The following is a 16,274-nucleotide window of genomic DNA, read 5'->3' on the forward strand; positions in this document are numbered from 1 at the left end:
GATGGCTTATTGTCCGCCCCGCCAGACGCCAGGCCTGGGCCATCTGCTGGCCATGCTGTGCCTGGTGGTCAGTGGCTGGCTCGGCAGCCTTTCGGCCAACGCCGCGGACATTCTGTTGACCGGGGCAGAAGACAGCTCCGGGGTGCAATCCTTCGTTCAGGCCCTGCGCGAGTTGCGACCTGCCGATAACGTGCGTTTCCAGCCGTTGGCCACTTTGCCGGCACCGGGCAAACTGCCGGTGGACATCCGTTTGATCCTGCTCGATTTGCCGAGCCTCGACTGGCGCCTGCAGGACAGCCAAGGCCCGCCGACCCTGGTGTTGCGTATCAGCCGTCTGCAAGCCCGGCAACACTTGGGTGACGCGGTGCCTGCACAGCTGAGTCTGCTCTGGAGCGATCCACCTGCGGACCGCCAGATGCGCCTGATTCAAATCCTGTTGCCCCAAGTGAAACGCATTGGCGTGCTGTATGACAGTCACAGCGAGTTCCTCTTGAAAGAACTGCGCCAGGCCGCCCGGCCACTGGGGCTTGAGGTGGTCAGCGAGCGCTGGGACAACACCCAGGACAGTCGCCCCCTGCAAACGCTGCTCAACAAAAGCGACGTATTGCTCGGCCTCGATGACCCTGATCTGTACAACTCGAAAACCGCGAAAAACCTGTTGCTCAGCAGCTATGCCCGACAATTGGCGCTGATCGGCCCCAACGCCGGATTCGTCAAGGCTGGAAGCCTGGCCAGCAGTTACAGCGATCAAAACGATTGGCTGGCGATGCTTGATCAATTGCTCGACCAGCCACCCGCCACTTGGCCGCGCACGTATTACCCGCACCGTTTCAAAGTCTCAAGTAACCCGCAGGTGGCTCGTTCACTAGGTATTGAGCAGATCAATGAATCTTCTGTTGCAACCCTGCTGGCCGAAGGAGAACGCCGCCCATGACCTTCCGTCGCCGTTGGGACATCAATACCCGCACCCAGATCATCAGCCTCGGCCCTGCCCTGTTGTTGACCTTGCTGTTGATCAGTTTCTTCACGTTCGTGCGGATCCAGGACCTGCGTCAGGAGCTCAACCACACCGGCCAACTCATCGCCAACCAGCTCGCTCCGGCCACGGAATACGGGGTGATTTCCGGCAACAACGAAGTGCTGGAAAGTCTGCTCAAAGCCACACTCGCCACGCCCAACGTGCGTTTTCTGGAGGTCCAGGACAGCGCCAACCGGATCCTGGTGTACGTCGAGCAGCCGTCGGCTAGCCACAATCGACCGCATCAGGTCGAAGTATTCCAGGCGCCCGTGCGATTGCAACGGGTGCCGCTGCACAACGATTTTTTCCAGAACAGCAAGGTCGCCACCACCGCTCCTGTCGAGGACTATCTGGGTCGGGTGATCGTCGGCCTGTCCAATGATGCGTTCAGTCAGCGCCAGCAGGAAATCCTGCTCAAGGCCGCCATTCTGGCACTGTTCGCCCTGCTGTTTACTTTCCTGCTGGCCCGACGCCTGGCCGCAAGCCTGTCGCAACCGATCCGTGATATCGGCAACGCAGTCAAGGCGATTCAGGAAGGCGACTACAAGACTCCGCTGCCGATCGTCGACGACACTGAACTGGGCGCGTTGTCGCAACACATCAACAATCTCGCCAGCGGTCTCGAACAGGCCAGCCGCGAACAGCAGCAAGCCATGGAGCAATTGATCCAGACCCGCGAAGAAGCGGAAAAGGCCAACAACGCCAAGTCCGACTTCCTGGCCATGATGAGCCACGAATTGCGTACGCCGATGAATGGTGTGCTGGGCATGCTGCAATTGCTGGAAACCACCGAGATGACCGAGGAACAGGTCGAGTACGCGGCACTGGCCTCGGAGTCCACCGAACATTTGCTCAAGGTCATCAACGACATTCTCGATTTCTCGCGTATCGAACGCTCGGAACTGGAGCTGGAGCATATCCCGTTCAACCTGGCCGACCTGATCAGCGCCTGCGCCCAATCCTTCCAGCACAGCGCTGCGCAACGCGGGCTCGAGCTGCAGTTGCAGATTCCTCAGGACATGCGCGCATTGCAGGTACGAGGCGATCCGACGCGGATCCGGCAGATTCTGGTGAACCTGGTCGGCAACGCGTTGAAGTTTACCGAGCAGGGCCGCGTAACCATCGAACCGCAGTGGCAATCACTGGATCATGAATTGCTGTGGTTTACCTGCAGCGTGCGCGATAGCGGAATCGGCATTCCGGCCGACAGTCTGGAATTGATGTTCAACGCATTCCAACAGGCCGACAGCTCAATTTCCAGACGCTACGGCGGGACCGGCCTGGGTCTGCCGATTGCCCGCACGCTTGCGGAGCGCATGGGCGGGACTTTGCGTGCCCAGAGCGAAGAAGGTCGTGGTTCGGTGTTCACCCTCGAGATCCCGCTGGCACTCTGTCAACAATCATTACCGGCGCTGACCTCACGCATGCCTGCGGGCGATGGCGACGGTGAGGGCCGCAATGTCCTGCTGGTAGAAGACAACCCGGTCAATCAAACCGTCATCGAAGCAATGTTGCGCAGTCTGGGCTTTACTGTCAGCGTCGCTGCCGATGGCGCGCAGGCGGTGCGCAGTGCCGAAAGTCTGATTTTCGAAGCGATCCTGATGGACTGTCGCCTGCCGATCATCGACGGTTATGAAGCCACCCGACAGATTCGCCAGTTACCCGGCTGCACCGACTTGCCGATAATCGCCTTGACGGCTAATGCCTTGCAGGGCGACCGCGAAGCCTGCTTGTCAGCGGGGATGAACGATTACCTGGCCAAGCCATTCAAACGTAATGATCTACAGCAAATTCTGCAGCGCTGGGTGCGGTAGTACAGGCCTTTCGACCATCTGTGACTGGCGTCAAAGGCGAAAGTGCGGCAGTCTTAGACACCCGAACAGGCCCATAAAGGGGCTTGAATAAAAATTTCAGTGCACAAGTGTACATTCATGTCCTTGGTGCTGTGACTTTCACCACAACGCAATAGTCTATGAGTAGGCTGCCGGTTCGAGGCATGAATGCTTCGGACGGTCGGGAAGATTTGCCCCACCTGCCGCATGGGACTATTGAGGAGCTCGCATGACCAAACAAAACGCCTTTACCCGGGAAGATCTGCTGCGCTGCAGTCGCGGTGAGCTGTTCGGCCCAGGTAACGCGCAACTGCCCGCCCCGAACATGCTGATGGTTGATCGCATCACGCTGATCAGCGAAGAGGGTGGCAAGTACGGCAAAGGTGAATTGGTCGCCGAGCTGGATATCAATCCGGACCTGTGGTTCTTCGCTTGCCACTTCGAAGGTGATCCGGTGATGCCGGGCTGCCTGGGCCTCGATGCCATGTGGCAACTGGTCGGCTTCTTCCTCGGCTGGCAAGGCCTGCCGGGCCGCGGTCGTGCGCTGGGTTCGGGCGAAGTGAAATTCTTCGGCCAGGTCCTGCCGACCGCCAAGAAAGTCACCTATAACATCCATATCAAACGCGTCCTCAAGGGCAAGCTGAACCTGGCCATCGCCGACGGTTCGGTCACTGTCGACGGTCGCGAAATCTACACCGCCGAAGGCCTCCGGGTCGGCGTGTTCACCTCCACTGACAACTTCTAAGGGTTATTCGCATGCGCCGCGTCGTTATCACTGGTCTGGGCATTGTTTCGTGCCTGGGCAATGACAAAGAGACCGTCTCCGCTAACCTGCGTGCAAGCCGCCCTGGCATCCGGTTCAACCCGGAATATGCTGAAATGGGTCTGCGTAGCCAGGTTTCCGGCTCCATTGACCTCAATCTCGAAGAACTGATCGATCGCAAGATCTATCGTTTCGTCGGCCACGCGGCAGCTTATGCCTACCTGGCCATGAAAGACGCCATTACTGACTCCGGCCTGACCGAAGAGCAAGTGTCCAACCCGCGTACCGGCCTGATCGCCGGTTCCGGTGGTGCCTCCACGCTGAACCAGATGGAAGCGCTGGACATCCTGCGCGAGAAAGGCGTCAAGCGCGTCGGCCCGTACCGCGTAACGCGGACCATGAGCAGCACCGTTTCCGCTTGCCTGGCCACTCCGTTCAAGATCAAGGGCCTGAACTATTCCATCGCTTCTGCCTGCGCCACCAGTGCGCACTGCATCGGCACCGCCATGGAACAGATCCAGATGGGCAAGCAGGACATCGTTTTCGCCGGCGGCGGTGAAGAAGAGCACTGGAGCCAATCGTTCCTGTTCGACGCCATGGGCGCCCTGTCCAGCAAGCGCAACGACACCCCTGAAAAAGCCTCCCGCGCCTACGACGCCGACCGTGACGGTTTCGTCATCGCCGGCGGTGGCGGCATGGTCGTGGTCGAAGAGCTGGAACACGCTCTGGCTCGCGGCGCGAAGATCTACGCGGAAATCGTTGGCTACGGCGCGACTTCCGACGGCTATGACATGGTCGCCCCAAGCGGCGAAGGTGCGATTCGCTGCATGCAGCAGGCACTGTCCACCGTCGACACCCCGATCGACTACCTGAACACCCACGGCACCTCGACTCCGGTCGGCGACGTCGCGGAAATGAAAGGTGTGCGTGAAGTGTTCGGTGACAAGGCTCCGGCCATCAGCTCCACCAAGAGCCTGTCGGGCCACTCCCTGGGCGCCGCCGGCGTTCACGAAGCGATCTACTGCATGCTGATGATGGAAGGCAATTTCATTGCTGGCTCCGCCAACATCGACGAGCTGGACCCTGAAGTGGCCGACCTGCCGGTGCTGACCAAGACCCGCGAGAACGCCACCATCAACACTGTGATGAGCAACAGTTTCGGTTTCGGTGGCACCAACGCCACGCTGGTACTGAAGCGCTGGGAAGGCAAGTAATTCCTCGCTGAGCCACACATGAAAACGCCCCGACTGGTTCGGGGCGTTTTTTTTTGCCTTTTGAATTAACCAGGCTGACATATTACCTGTGGGAGCTGGCTTGCCAGCGATGACGTCGGCACAGCAAACATCAGCATCGGCTGACACATCCCTATCGCTGGCAAGCCAGCTCCCACAGGATGAAATGTGTCGATGGAAGATGAAGCTTTTGTCATGCAACCAAACGCCCTGCGACTGAATGTCGCGGTTTCCGTGGGCTGCAGGACTGTTTCCAATTCTGCAACAAACCCTTTCCAAAGCCAGTCGTTTACTTAGCAAGCTACCAAATCATATAACAGAGTCCTGCACATGCCTTGCTGCAGATAACAGAGATTGGAGCTAGCAGATGACTGTAAAAGTAACTGAACGCGACGATTCAAAAATGTCCCATGAAGGCGTAGCCGCCGGTATCCGGATCTGGGATGTACATCAACAGGAATTGCTGGTGGGGATGTTCCATAGCGAGACCGACGCCCAGAATTACAAGGCCGAGTTGGAAATGCTGGAACATGAACGCGAACTCATGACTGGCTGAACACGAAACGTGCCCTCGCTGCAGCTCGCCCTTCCTACACAGTGAGCTGCAGCGCAATCTGACACGTTACGTAATGCGCAAAGAAGCCAGATGAACATCGCAATCGATCACCACTGAAGGGACAACCCCGACGATCTTTCCCGCGTCATGTCTGACCACCTCGCATTCCCCATCGTCGAAACCGTCGTTCCTGACGGAGTACTGTATCGATGGCAGATGTCGTTTGCTGTAGTCCAAGCCCATGCCACAAGCAATCAGAAAATCGATCTTCGAATTTTTCAGTTCAATCTCCTCGTCTCGCTCGCCCTCTTTAAGCAGCGAATAATCAAGGCACAGATTGACGCCGAACGGACAGCCGGGAACAAGATTGTTCAAAAATCTTCCTTCATAACTGTCGAAGTAACTGTGTTCGGCTTGCACACTGCTGAGCGCCTTGACCTTTACAACAAAGTCACCGAAAAGATTAAAGTACCAATACCCCGCCGATGTCCCGACATGCCGGCCAAAATCGATACCTGACACATAACGTTTTGGCCACATCGAAATAAGCGGTTTATCCACCTCATACTCTTTGTTGGAGATGACCAGCAGATAATTGATGGCCTCGTAATGATTGGAGTCGCTCTGCTCAATTTTTATAAGGCTTGCGCAACTTCCTCCCAGCAAAACGATTTTCCCATAATGCTTAACCGGGAGATCCTCCATCAACGTCATGACAGCAGCCGATAGCTTTTCAAGGTAAGCGGAGTTCAGTTCGTGAAGTTCCTCCTCACTCTGCACGACGTGCCAGGGTATGTTCCAGAAGAACTCGGGCAGGGTAAAGAACAGACAGGCGGCACCCGCATGCCGCTCGCGAGCGGCCTTGGCTGCGACCTTTATTTTCCAGCGCACATGATCAACCCGCGCATCGAGTTCGCTCGTCAGGTAATCATTGATGGATAGGTAGGACGGTCTTTGTTTGGAAAATTGTGATTTAAAAGTAGGTTGGCGCAACGAAGCAATATTGATCAACATCAAACATATCCTTATGTCATAAAATTCATTCCATTGGGTTTTCTCCGCTGTGCAACTTCACTTGCAAGTAAAGTATTTTTGGCAAAAGAAAACCCGAAAGATCGTATCGATACGATGTTTCGGGCTCAATATAAAAATCAAGTGAATTGCCAGCAAACATGTAAGTTCGCTAACAAGACAGATGGATTACCACATCAGATCATCAGGAATCTGGTAAGCCGCGTACGGATCGTCCTCGGCTGCGACTTCTTCCGTCTTCACGTTCAGCTGCACAATGCGCTGAGGGTCACGCTCCTGGATCTTCAGCGCCGCTTCACGGGGAATGACTTCATAACCACCGGCATGATGCACGATGGCCAGCGAACCATTGCTGAGCTTGTTGCGCATCAGCGTATTGACCGACAGACGCTTGACCTTCTTGTCATCAACGAAGTTGTAGTAATCCTCAGTCGTCAGCTTCGGCAGGCGCGTGGCCTCGATCAATTGCTTGATCTGCGCGACACGGGCCTTGGCTTCGGCTTTTTCCTTCTGCTGGCGATTGAGCTCCTGATCGCGCTTGACCTTCTCGGCCATGGCTTCCTGGGCTGCACGCTGCTGGGAATCATCCAGTTCGACCTGGCCTTTGTGGGCCAGACGCTGTTGCTTCTGTTTGTCTTTGCTGACCTGCTTGGCCTGCTTCTGGTTGACCAGCCCTGCTTTGAGCAACTGGTCGCGAAGGGAAATGCTCATGGTGCTTATTACTCACTTAGGCAACTGCTCAACCGCAGCTGGGCAAATTCTTTTCCTGACGTTTGGCTTCGCCCCACAAGGCGTCCAACTCTTCGAGGGTGCAATCTTCCATGGGTCGGTGGGTGTCGCGCAATGCCTGTTCGATAAAACGGAAACGTCGCTCGAACTTGCCATTGGCGCCACGTAGTGCGGTTTCCGGGTCAATCTTCAGATGACGCGCAAGATTGACCACGGAAAACAACAGGTCGCCGATCTCGCCAGCCACCGCCTCGGGATCGTTTTGCGACATGGCTTCGAGGACTTCGTCGAGTTCTTCGCGGACCTTGTCGAGTACCGGCAGAGCATCGGGCCAGTCGAAACCCACCTGCGCTGCGCGTTTCTGCAATTTTGCCGAGCGTGACAACGCCGGCAATGCAGCGGGCACGTCATCGAGCAACGACAGCTGCAGCGGTGCCGCAGATTTCTCCGCGCGCTCTTCGGCCTTGATCTCTTCCCAGCGTTGCTTGACTTGCTCTTCGGTCAACCGAGGCACATCCAGCGGCGCATAGAGATCACCTGTAGGGAACACGTGGGGATGCCGGCGGATCAGTTTGCGGGTGATGCTGTCGACCACACCGTCGAACTCGAAGCGCCCTTCCTCCCGGGCCAGTTGGCTGTAATAAACCACCTGGAACAGCAAGTCGCCGAGTTCGCCCTGTAAATGATCGAAGTCACCACGCTCGATGGCGTCGGCGACTTCGTAGGCTTCCTCAAGGGTATGCGCAACGATGGTGGCGTAGGTTTGCTTGATGTCCCACGGGCAACCGTACTGCGGGTCGCGCAGGCGGTTCATCAGATGAAGCAAGTCTTCAAGTGAATACATCGGGTCAGTCTCAACAAGACCTGTGGGAGCTGACCTGCCGGCGATGCGGACAACTCGATCTCTGAGGAAAATCGAGGTGATGCCATCGCTGGCAAGCCAGCTCCCACAGTTGATCGGCGTCGTTCTTCACGGCGTACGGTTACGCCGGGTTTCGATGATGTTCGGCAATTGGGAAATCCGCCCCAGCAACCGCCCCAATGCATCCAGCCCCGGAATCTCGATGGTCAGGGACATCAGCGCCGTGTTGTCCTCCTTGTTCGAACGGGTGTTGACCGCCAGCACGTTGATCCGCTCATTGAGCAATACCTGCGAAACGTCACGCAGCAAACCGGAACGGTCGTAGGCCCGAATGACAATATCGACGGGATACGTGAGTACCGGCACCGGCCCCCAGCTGACCTGGATGATCCGCTCTGGCTCGCGTCCGCCCAATTGCAACACCGATGCGCAGTCCTGGCGGTGAATGCTGACGCCACGGCCCTGGGTGATGTAACCGACGATTGCGTCCCCTGGCAGCGGCTGGCAGCAGCCGGCCATCTGGGTCATCAGGTTGCCGACGCCCTGGATCTGAATGTCGCCGCGCTTGCCCGGCTTGTAACCGGTCGCCTTGCGCGGGATGAGTTCCAACTGTTCGTTGCCGCGTTCCGGCTCGACCAATTGCTGCGCCAGGTTGACCAACTGCGCCAGGCGCAAATCACCGGCACCAAGCGCGGCAAACAGGTCTTCGGCGGTTTTCATGTTGGCCTTCTCGGCCAGCTTGTCGAAGTCCACCGCCGGCAGACCGAGGCGATTGAGCTCGCGCTCAAGCAGGGTTTTACCGGCCGCGACGTTCTGGTCGCGGGCCTGCAGCTTGAACCAGTGAACGATCTTCGCCCGCGCCCGCGAGGTGGTGACGTAACCCAGGTTCGGGTTGAGCCAGTCACGACTCGGGGTGCCATGCTTGCTGGTGATGATCTCGACCTGCTCACCCGTTTGCAGGCTGTAGTTGAGCGGCACGATGCGCCCGTTGATCTTGGCGCCACGGCAGTTGTGACCGATTTCGGTGTGCACGCGGTAGGCAAAGTCCAGTGGCGTCGCGCCCTTCGGCAGGTCGATGGCGTGACCGTCCGGGGTGAAGATATAGACCCGGTCAGGCTCGATATCGACCCGCAACTGTTCCGCCAGGCCACCGATGTCACCGAGTTCCTCGTGCCATTCGAGCACCTGCCGCAACCAGGAAATTTTCTCTTCGTAGTGATTGGAACCGGATTTGACGTCGGTGCCCTTGTACTTCCAGTGTGCGCAAACCCCCAGCTCGGCTTCTTCGTGCATGGCGTGGGTGCGGATCTGCACTTCCAGCACCTTGCCCTCCGGACCGATCACAGCAGTGTGCAGCGAGCGGTAGCCGTTTTCCTTGGGGTTGGCGATGTAGTCGTCAAACTCTTTGGGAATGTGCCGCCACAGGGTGTGGACGATGCCGAGCGCGGTGTAGCAATCGCGCATTTCCGGCACCAGCACACGCACGGCGCGAACGTCGTAGATCTGGCTGAACTCCAGACCTTTGCGCTGCATTTTGCGCCAGATCGAGTAGATGTGTTTGGCCCGGCCGCTGATGTCTGCATCGACGCCGGTGGCCTGCAATTCGTTTTTCAGCTGGCTCATCACCTCGCTGATGAAACGCTCGCGATCGAGTCGCCGTTCATGCAGCAATTTGGCGATCTGTTTGTACTGATCGGGCTCAAGGTAGCGGAAGGACAAGTCCTCCAACTCCCATTTGATATGACCGATCCCCAGACGATGGGCGAGCGGCGCGTAGATGTCGAAGACTTCACGGGCCACGCGGTTGCGCTTTTCGTCGTCGGCGGTTTTCACCGCACGAATCGCGCAGGTGCGCTCGGCCAGCTTGATCAAGGCGACACGCACGTCGTCGACCATCGCCACCAGCATCTTGCGCAGGTTTTCGACCTGGCCCTGAGTGCCCATCACCATGGATTTACGCGGGCTCAGACTGTCGCTGATAGCCGCCATGCGCTGCACGCCGTCGATGAGTTTGGCGACCACCGGGCCAAAGCGCTGGCTGACCGCCGGCAACGGGATCTGACCTTCGCGCACGCCTCGGTACAGGACCGCAGCGACCAGCGAATCCTGATCGAGTTTGAGGTCGGCGAGAATTTCGGCGATTTCAAGGCCGGTACGGAAACTCGAGTTGCCTTCCGACCATAAATTCTTGGCCGCATTGGCCTGCTGCTCAGACTCGCGAGCGAACTCGCAAGCCTCTTTCAAGGCTTCGCGATCCAGCGCCAGATCGACACTGACCGCATGATCGAGCCAAGCCTCGAGATTGATACTGCCGTCGGTGTTGATCGGCTGGTGTGCTCTCACCTGTACCATCTTGCTTACCTTCCCTACGACGCAGATTCAATGCGTCAAATCGCTGACCTTCGTTGCCCGTGCGCCCACGTCGGGCTGATGCGCGGTTGCACGGGCGGGCCAGTCGGACCAGACGAGCATCCTAGCTCGCTTCAAATAACGCCATGGCCTCGACATGTGCCGTCTGAGGAAACATATCGAGAATCCCGGCACGTTTTAACCGGTAGCCCTGCTTGATCAATTCGACCGTGTCGCGCGCCAGAGTTGCCGGATTGCACGACACATATACCAACCGTTCGGCACCCAGCGTCCTGAGCTTGCGCACAACCTCGAAAGCACCGTCACGCGGTGGGTCCAAGAGTACCGCACAAAAGCCTTCCCGCGCCCATTCGGCATCGGTCAACGGCTGGGATAAATCGGCCTGAAAAAACTTCGCGTTATGCAGATTATTGCTAGCCGCGTTTGCCGCCGCCCGATCAACCATCGTCTGCACGCCCTCCACCGCCACCACTTCGCGAGTGGCCTTGGCCAGCGGCAAGGCAAAATTGCCGAGACCGCAGAACAGATCGAGAACCCGCTCATCCGTCGCAGGTTTCAGCCAGTCCAGCGCCTGGGCAACCATCGCTTCGTTGACGCCGGCGTTGACCTGAATGAAATCCCCTGGACGATAAGCCAACTCCAGATCCCACTGCTCAAGACGATAGCCCAGCGACTGACCGGCCTCGACCGGTTGCGGCTCGCCGTCGCCATGCAGCCACAACTGGGCTTCATGGAGCGCACAGAAATCCTTGAGAATGGTCAGGTCGCCTTCGGACAATGGCGCCATGTGTCGCAGCAAAACCGCCAGTGATGAGCCGCTGAACAACTCCACATGCCCGAGTGCCTGAGGTTTGCTCAAGCGGCGCAACATCGGCGGCAAGCCGGTCATGATCGGCTGCAAGGGTTGTACCAGCACCGGACATTCATTGATGCCGACAATGTCCTGGCTGCCGGCGGCGCGGAAACCGACTTCGAGCATCTTGGCCTTCATGTCCCATCGCACGGCTACGCGGGCGCGGCGACGGTAGCCGAACTCTGGACCGCTCAACGGGACAGCCCACTCTTCGGGCTCGACGCCGGCGACCTTGGACAACTGCTCGGCGAGCATGCGCTGTTTCAGGGCGAGCTGTTCATCATGTGGCAGATGCTGCACGCTGCAACCGCCGCAACGGCCGGCATGGGCGCACGGTGCCGGGCGGCGCAGTTCGCTGGCCTTGAACACCCGTTCGGCGCGCGCCTCGACCACTTTGCCGTGGGCGCCAAGTACACGCGCTTCGATCTCTTCACCGGCCAATGCGCCGATGACGAACCAGGTACGCCCTTCGAAAAACGCGATACCGCGACCGTCATTGGCCAGGCGCTCGATGGTCAGGCGCTGTTTTTTGCCGGTCGGGACTTGCGGGGCCTTGCTGCCGCCGGTGGGCTGGAAGCGCAGGCCTCTTTCATGTTTGGCCATCAGTTGGGCGCGTCGAAAATGCCGGTCGACAGGTAACGGTCGCCACGGTCGCAGATGATCGCGACGATCACCGCGTTTTCAACTTCTTTGGACAGACGCAGCATCGCTGCCACTGCGCCGCCCGAGGACACGCCGCAGAAGATGCCTTCTTCACGGGCCAGTCGACGGGTCACGTCTTCGGCTTCGCTTTGCGCCATGTCGACGATCCGGTCCACGCGATCGGCCTGATAGATCTTCGGCAGGTATTCCTGGGGCCAGCGACGGATACCCGGAATCGCCGAGCCTTCCATCGGTTGCAGGCCGATGATCTGCACGGCGTCGCTCTGTTCTTTCAGGTACCGCGAAACCCCCATGATGGTGCCGGTGGTGCCCATGGAGCTGACGAAATGGGTGATGGTGCCCTGGGTCTGACGCCAGATTTCCGGGCCAGTGGTGGTGTAATGCGCCTCAGGGTTGTCGCCATTGGCGAACTGATCCAGCACTTTGCCACGGCCTTCGGCCTCCATGCGCTGGGCGAGGTCGCGGGCACCTTCCATGCCTTCTTCCTGGCTGACCAGAATCAACTCGGCGCCATAAGCGGTCATGGCAGCCTTGCGTTCAGCGCTGGAGTTGTCCGGCATGATCAGGATCATCTTGTAACCCTTGATCGCGGCGGCCATGGCCAACGCAATACCGGTGTTACCCGAAGTCGCTTCGATCAGCGTATCGCCGGCATGGATCTGCCCACGCAATTCGGCGCGGGTGATCATCGACAGCGCCGGACGGTCCTTGACCGAACCCGCCGGGTTATTCCCTTCAAGCTTGAGCAAAAGGGTGTTGCTGGTGGCGCCAGGCAGGCGCTGCAAACGAACCAGCGGAGTGTTGCCGACGCAATCGGCGATGGTTGGGTACTGCAAGGTCATGGCGTATTCGCAATCCAGACTGCGGGGGCGCCTATCATACCGGCAAACGTTCGAAGGCCATATCACGCAAAGTGTGGTGCTTATGGCTAACAGGAATAAGCCCTGGCTCAGTCCTCATCCGCTTGCCCGACATTCAATGCGTAGAACTCGTGCAGCTTGGCTTGCAACAGCAGTTTGTCCGGCAGTTGTACCTGATACTCAGCGATAAGCGCAGGCGACAGGCTGCGGTTGAGCGCATATTCAACCACCTCGTCTTCCTTGCTGGCACAAAGCAGGACTCCAATGGCAGGGTTCTCATGAGGCTTTCGTTCGTCGCGGTCCAGTGCTTCCAGGTAGAAGTTCAGCTTGCCCAGATACTCCGGCTCAAAACGACCGACCTTGAGTTCAATGGCTACCAGGCAGTTAAGTCCCCGGTGGAAGAACAAGAGGTCCAGGGCGAAATCCCGCCCGCCAACTTGCAGCGGGTATTGGGAGCCGACAAAACAGAAATCACGGCCCAGTTCGATCAGGAACTCCTTGAGACGCGCCAGCAGCCCCTGATGCAAATCGGTCTCGGCATGGGCGCCGGGCAGGTCGAGAAATTCGAGCATGTAGGCGTCACGGAAAATCTCCAGCGCCGAGGGGTGGGTTTGTTTCAGTGCTGTTGAGATTTTTGCCGGCTGAGTAACACTGCGCTCAAATAATGCTGCCTTGAACTGGCGCTCCAGTTCCCGCTTCGACCACTTCTCCTGAATCGCCATGCGCAGGTAGAACTCGCGTTCTTCAGGGCGTTTGCTTTGGCCAAAGATCATCACGTTATGCGACCAGGATAATTGTCGCACCAGTGGCGCGACTTTCTCTTCAGCGTGGTAAATCTCATAGAATTGGCGCATGCGAAACAGATTGGACCGGGTAAACCCGCGCAACCCCGGTTGCGTCCTTGCCAGATGCTCAGCCAATTGACCGACCACGGAATCGCCCCACTCGGCCCGTTCCAGCTTGCGACTGATATGAGCACCGACCTGCCAGTACAACTCGATCAGTTGCGTATTGACCGCTCGAATGGCCTGCTGTCTGGCACCGTGGATCAGCGCGAGCACTTCGCTGAAACGATCATCTGATGTGCCGCTGGTTACGTCCGGTGCAGTCATGTTCTGTTCCTTGAGGTTGATTGAAGGCCAGAGCTTAATCGGTCAAGGAAGTATGAAAATGCCGCTGATACCCTTTCGGAAATGTCGTTCAACAATGCCGGAACGCTCCGGCGTGAGCAGATGTTGAGGGCTTGGCTGACCTTGCAGCTCGCACTTACTGGGTTTGAAGGGACGCCAGTGCAGGCGCAGTCTTGCTGGCGCAAGCGCTATCACTGACTTGGCTTTCATCCGCGATCAGCCGCATGTTCATCCGCAACCCGCTACCCGTATTCTCGGCCCACAGCTGCCCGCCCTGTCGCTGCACCGCATTCCTCGCGATGCTAAGGCCCAGACCAAACCCGCCGTCCCCGGGCCGCGAGCCATCGAGGCGGGTGAAAGGCAGGAAGATCCGTTCCAGATCTGCTTGCGCCACGCCGCCACCCTGGTCCTCCAGCCACAGATGCCAGTACTCGCCGTCACGCCGGCCACCAAGGAGGACGATGCCGCCCTTGGGTGAATGACGAATAGCATTGCGCAACATGTTTTCCAGCGCTTGGGCCAACGTATCGAGATGGCCGCGAACCCAGCAGGAAGCGTCCACCGAACACAGCAACTGCCCGTTCGGCCAGCAGCTTTCATAGCAGGCGTTTTCGGTGAGCATTTCCCACAATGCCTGGACCTGGATCGCTTCATCAGGCAATCGGGTGCGTTCGGTGTCGAGCCAGGCCAGTTGCAGCGTGTCTTCCACCAATCGCTGCATGCCGTCGACTTCACGACCAATACGTTCGCGTAACGACTCCAGGCCCTGCTCGCTTTCACTGGCTACCCGCAGGCGACTCAGTGGTGTGCGCAATTCGTGGGACAGGTCGCGCAGCAATTGCTGTTGCAACGCAACCGTGCTTTGCAGACGTTCGGACATATGATCGAACGCTCTGCCCAGTTCACCCAGCTCATCGGTACGATTGGTCGTGCGGCTCGACAGCCGCACACTCAATTGGTCGGCCCGCCAGGCATTGGCCTGAGCACGCAAGTGATTGAGTGGTACCACCAACAGGCGATACAGCCCGACGCATAACAGCAATGTGAACAAGCCCGGAATCACACCGTTGGTGATCACCCGCCAGAACACCCGATATTGTCCCGGCAGAAAGCGTTCGGGCAACTCGATTACCAGGCTCCCGGTGGACGGGTCGCCAGGGAACGGTACCCGCATCCACGGCCGGCCTTTTTTGTGGATCGGCCAATCCAATCCGCGCAGGAAGGTCAGGCGCTCGATTTCCTTGTCCGAAAGTGACTGGTTGCTCAAAGACTGCAAATCACCGCCGATGACACCGACCCAGCCTTTTTCCCGCTGATGCATCGCCTGCAACCAGTCATCGATGCCGGCGTTCTGGCGCAACTGCCAGGCTTGTTCGGCTTCGGCGGCGTAGTGCGTCAGGGTTCTGCGGGCATCATCGGAGAGGAACTGATTGCGCTGTTCCATATAACGACCCCAGGACCAGCTCAACCAGATCATCAGCAAACAGAATGCGACCAGCAAACAGGCAAGCTTCCAGAATAGCGAGTGCCGGCCCGGCACATTACATTTCATCACTGGCGCTCAGAATGTAGCCCTTGCCCCAGACCGTCCGCACTTCGCGTTCGGTATAGCCGATGGCCTTGAGCTTGCGGCGGATCTGGCTGATGTGCATGTCCAGACTGCGGTCATGGGCAGAGTAACCGCGTTGCAGGACATGTTGATAAAGGAAGGCTTTGCTCAACACTTCATCGTCATTGCGATTCAGGGTTTCCAGCAAGCGGTATTCGCTGCGGGTCAGGCCGGCGGCTCGCTCGCCGTAAAAAACCTCGGACTGTTCATCGTCGAAATGCAAGCTGTCCCGCGGCGGCGCAATCGCTGCCGGCGTCGGCCGACGGTCGAGGGCGACGCGGCGCAGGATCGCTTCGATGCGTACCCGCAACTCGACCATGCTGAACGGCTTGGTCAGGTAATCATCAGCCCCCAGGCTAAAGCCACTGATGCGATCCGCTTCGGCCCCCAGCGCCGACATCAGCAACACCGGGGTGGAGTGACTCTGGCGCAATTGCGTCAGCACTGACAACCCGTCCAGTCCGGGCAACAGAATGTCCATCAACACCACGTCGAAGGCTTGCTCGCGGGCAGCGGCGAGGCCTTCCTGGCCGTTCTGGCACCAGGTCACCTGAAAGCCGCTGCGGCCCAGATGCTCATGGACATAAGCACCGAGCACGAGATCGTCTTCGATGGAAAGGATGCGCGGATGACCAGAGGCGATGGGAGTCATGAGTATCTGCAAATAATTCTCAGTTGATAATTATTGAAGATTGCTTCGCCTGAGGCAACCCGACACTTTGCGCAACCGTTGAAAAGGCCCGAACTGGCCGACGAACGACGACA

14 protein-coding genes are annotated in these 16,274 nt (G+C 58.3%); 5 read left to right on the top strand and 9 right to left on the bottom strand.

The window, feature by feature from the left end; translation table 11 throughout:
- The first annotated feature begins 1 nt into the window (after nt 1).
- From ASD60_RS06025 to ASD60_RS06045, 5 genes are all read left to right on the top strand, one after another.
- On the top strand, nt 2-934 hold the full coding sequence (locus tag ASD60_RS06025; protein WP_056853116.1) for an ABC transporter substrate-binding protein: 933 nt from the start codon (nt 2-4) through the stop codon (nt 932-934).
- The gene (locus tag ASD60_RS06030; protein WP_056853117.1) at nt 931-2,832 is read left to right on the top strand and encodes an ATP-binding protein; all 1,902 of its coding nucleotides are present in this window, start codon (nt 931-933) and stop codon (nt 2,830-2,832) included. The genes ASD60_RS06025 and ASD60_RS06030 overlap by 4 nt, the downstream gene beginning before the upstream one ends.
- 247 nt (nt 2,833-3,079) lie before the next feature.
- Nucleotides 3,080-3,595, top strand: coding sequence for a 3-hydroxyacyl-[acyl-carrier-protein] dehydratase FabA (gene fabA / locus ASD60_RS06035; protein WP_003227150.1), 516 nt, complete (start codon nt 3,080-3,082; stop codon nt 3,593-3,595).
- An 11-nt stretch (nt 3,596-3,606) separates the two neighbouring features.
- Complete coding sequence (gene fabB / locus ASD60_RS06040; protein ID WP_007974551.1) at nt 3,607-4,827, top strand: beta-ketoacyl-ACP synthase I; 1,221 nt, start codon at nt 3,607-3,609, stop codon at nt 4,825-4,827.
- 385 nt (nt 4,828-5,212) lie between these two features.
- Entirely contained in the window at nt 5,213-5,401 is a 189-nt protein-coding gene (locus ASD60_RS06045; protein WP_056853118.1) for a hypothetical protein, read from the top strand.
- A gap of 66 nt (nt 5,402-5,467) precedes the next feature.
- Here the strand turns inward: ASD60_RS06045 and ASD60_RS06050 are convergent, their stop codons facing one another.
- The 9 genes from ASD60_RS06050 to ASD60_RS06090 form a co-directional block, all read right to left on the bottom strand.
- Nucleotides 5,468-6,415: a hypothetical protein gene (locus ASD60_RS06050; RefSeq protein WP_056853119.1), complete on the bottom strand. Its 948-nt coding sequence runs from the start codon at nt 6,413-6,415 to the stop codon at nt 5,468-5,470.
- A 186-nt stretch (nt 6,416-6,601) separates the two neighbouring features.
- Nucleotides 6,602-7,144: a DUF2058 domain-containing protein gene (locus tag ASD60_RS06055; RefSeq protein ID WP_056853120.1), complete on the bottom strand. Its 543-nt coding sequence runs from the start codon at nt 7,142-7,144 to the stop codon at nt 6,602-6,604.
- A gap of 28 nt (nt 7,145-7,172) precedes the next feature.
- On the bottom strand, nt 7,173-8,006 hold the full coding sequence (mazG, locus tag ASD60_RS06060) for a nucleoside triphosphate pyrophosphohydrolase (RefSeq protein WP_056853121.1): 834 nt from the start codon (nt 8,004-8,006) through the stop codon (nt 7,173-7,175).
- A 126-nt stretch (nt 8,007-8,132) separates the two neighbouring features.
- Nucleotides 8,133-10,376: a GTP diphosphokinase gene (relA, locus tag ASD60_RS06065; protein ID WP_056853122.1), complete on the bottom strand. Its 2,244-nt coding sequence runs from the start codon at nt 10,374-10,376 to the stop codon at nt 8,133-8,135.
- 121 nt (nt 10,377-10,497) lie between these two features.
- A complete protein-coding gene (rlmD, locus tag ASD60_RS06070) occupies nt 10,498-11,850 on the bottom strand; it encodes a 23S rRNA (uracil(1939)-C(5))-methyltransferase RlmD (protein WP_056853123.1) in 1,353 nt (450 codons plus the stop codon).
- Complete coding sequence (cysM, locus tag ASD60_RS06075; protein ID WP_056853124.1) at nt 11,850-12,752, bottom strand: cysteine synthase CysM; 903 nt, start codon at nt 12,750-12,752, stop codon at nt 11,850-11,852. Before cysM ends, rlmD begins: the two co-directional genes overlap by 1 nt.
- A 107-nt stretch (nt 12,753-12,859) precedes the next feature.
- The gene (locus ASD60_RS06080) at nt 12,860-13,882 is read right to left on the bottom strand and encodes a PDDEXK nuclease domain-containing protein (RefSeq protein ID WP_056853125.1); all 1,023 of its coding nucleotides are present in this window, start codon (nt 13,880-13,882) and stop codon (nt 12,860-12,862) included.
- A 154-nt stretch (nt 13,883-14,036) separates the two neighbouring features.
- Nucleotides 14,037-15,452 carry a sensor histidine kinase gene (locus tag ASD60_RS06085; RefSeq protein WP_056853126.1) on the bottom strand — a complete coding sequence of 472 codons (1,416 nt, stop codon included), beginning with the start codon at nt 15,450-15,452 and terminating at the stop codon, nt 14,037-14,039.
- Nucleotides 15,442-16,161: a response regulator transcription factor gene (locus ASD60_RS06090; protein WP_056853127.1), complete on the bottom strand. Its 720-nt coding sequence runs from the start codon at nt 16,159-16,161 to the stop codon at nt 15,442-15,444. Before ASD60_RS06090 ends, ASD60_RS06085 begins: the two co-directional genes overlap by 11 nt.
- Nucleotides 16,162-16,274: the final 113 nt, after the last annotated feature.

Origin of the sequence: Pseudomonas sp. Root562 (genome assembly GCF_001427125.1) — a bacterium.
Classification (GTDB): Bacteria; Pseudomonadota; Gammaproteobacteria; order Pseudomonadales; family Pseudomonadaceae; genus Aquipseudomonas.

What these genes read in the sequence shown, in the direction of transcription:
- ASD60_RS06085 (WP_056853126.1), bottom strand. Translation starts at nt 15,452, where the DNA reads ATGAAATGTAATGTGCCGGGCCGGCACTCGCTATTCTGGAAGCTTGCC.
- ASD60_RS06050 (WP_056853119.1), bottom strand. Translation starts at nt 6,415, where the DNA reads ATGTTGATCAATATTGCTTCGTTGCGCCAACCTACTTTTAAATCACAA.
- rlmD (WP_056853123.1), bottom strand. Translation starts at nt 11,850, where the DNA reads ATGGCCAAACATGAAAGAGGCCTGCGCTTCCAGCCCACCGGCGGCAGC.
- ASD60_RS06090 (WP_056853127.1), bottom strand. Translation starts at nt 16,161, where the DNA reads ATGACTCCCATCGCCTCTGGTCATCCGCGCATCCTTTCCATCGAAGAC.
- ASD60_RS06055 (WP_056853120.1), bottom strand. Translation starts at nt 7,144, where the DNA reads ATGAGCATTTCCCTTCGCGACCAGTTGCTCAAAGCAGGGCTGGTCAAC.
- fabA (WP_003227150.1), top strand. Translation starts at nt 3,080, where the DNA reads ATGACCAAACAAAACGCCTTTACCCGGGAAGATCTGCTGCGCTGCAGT.
- cysM (WP_056853124.1), bottom strand. Translation starts at nt 12,752, where the DNA reads ATGACCTTGCAGTACCCAACCATCGCCGATTGCGTCGGCAACACTCCG.
- ASD60_RS06080 (WP_056853125.1), bottom strand. Translation starts at nt 13,882, where the DNA reads ATGACTGCACCGGACGTAACCAGCGGCACATCAGATGATCGTTTCAGC.
- fabB (WP_007974551.1), top strand. Translation starts at nt 3,607, where the DNA reads ATGCGCCGCGTCGTTATCACTGGTCTGGGCATTGTTTCGTGCCTGGGC.
- mazG (WP_056853121.1), bottom strand. Translation starts at nt 8,006, where the DNA reads ATGTATTCACTTGAAGACTTGCTTCATCTGATGAACCGCCTGCGCGAC.
- ASD60_RS06030 (WP_056853117.1), top strand. Translation starts at nt 931, where the DNA reads ATGACCTTCCGTCGCCGTTGGGACATCAATACCCGCACCCAGATCATC.
- relA (WP_056853122.1), bottom strand. Translation starts at nt 10,376, where the DNA reads ATGGTACAGGTGAGAGCACACCAGCCGATCAACACCGACGGCAGTATC.
- ASD60_RS06025 (WP_056853116.1), top strand. Translation starts at nt 2, where the DNA reads ATGGCTTATTGTCCGCCCCGCCAGACGCCAGGCCTGGGCCATCTGCTG.
- ASD60_RS06045 (WP_056853118.1), top strand. Translation starts at nt 5,213, where the DNA reads ATGACTGTAAAAGTAACTGAACGCGACGATTCAAAAATGTCCCATGAA.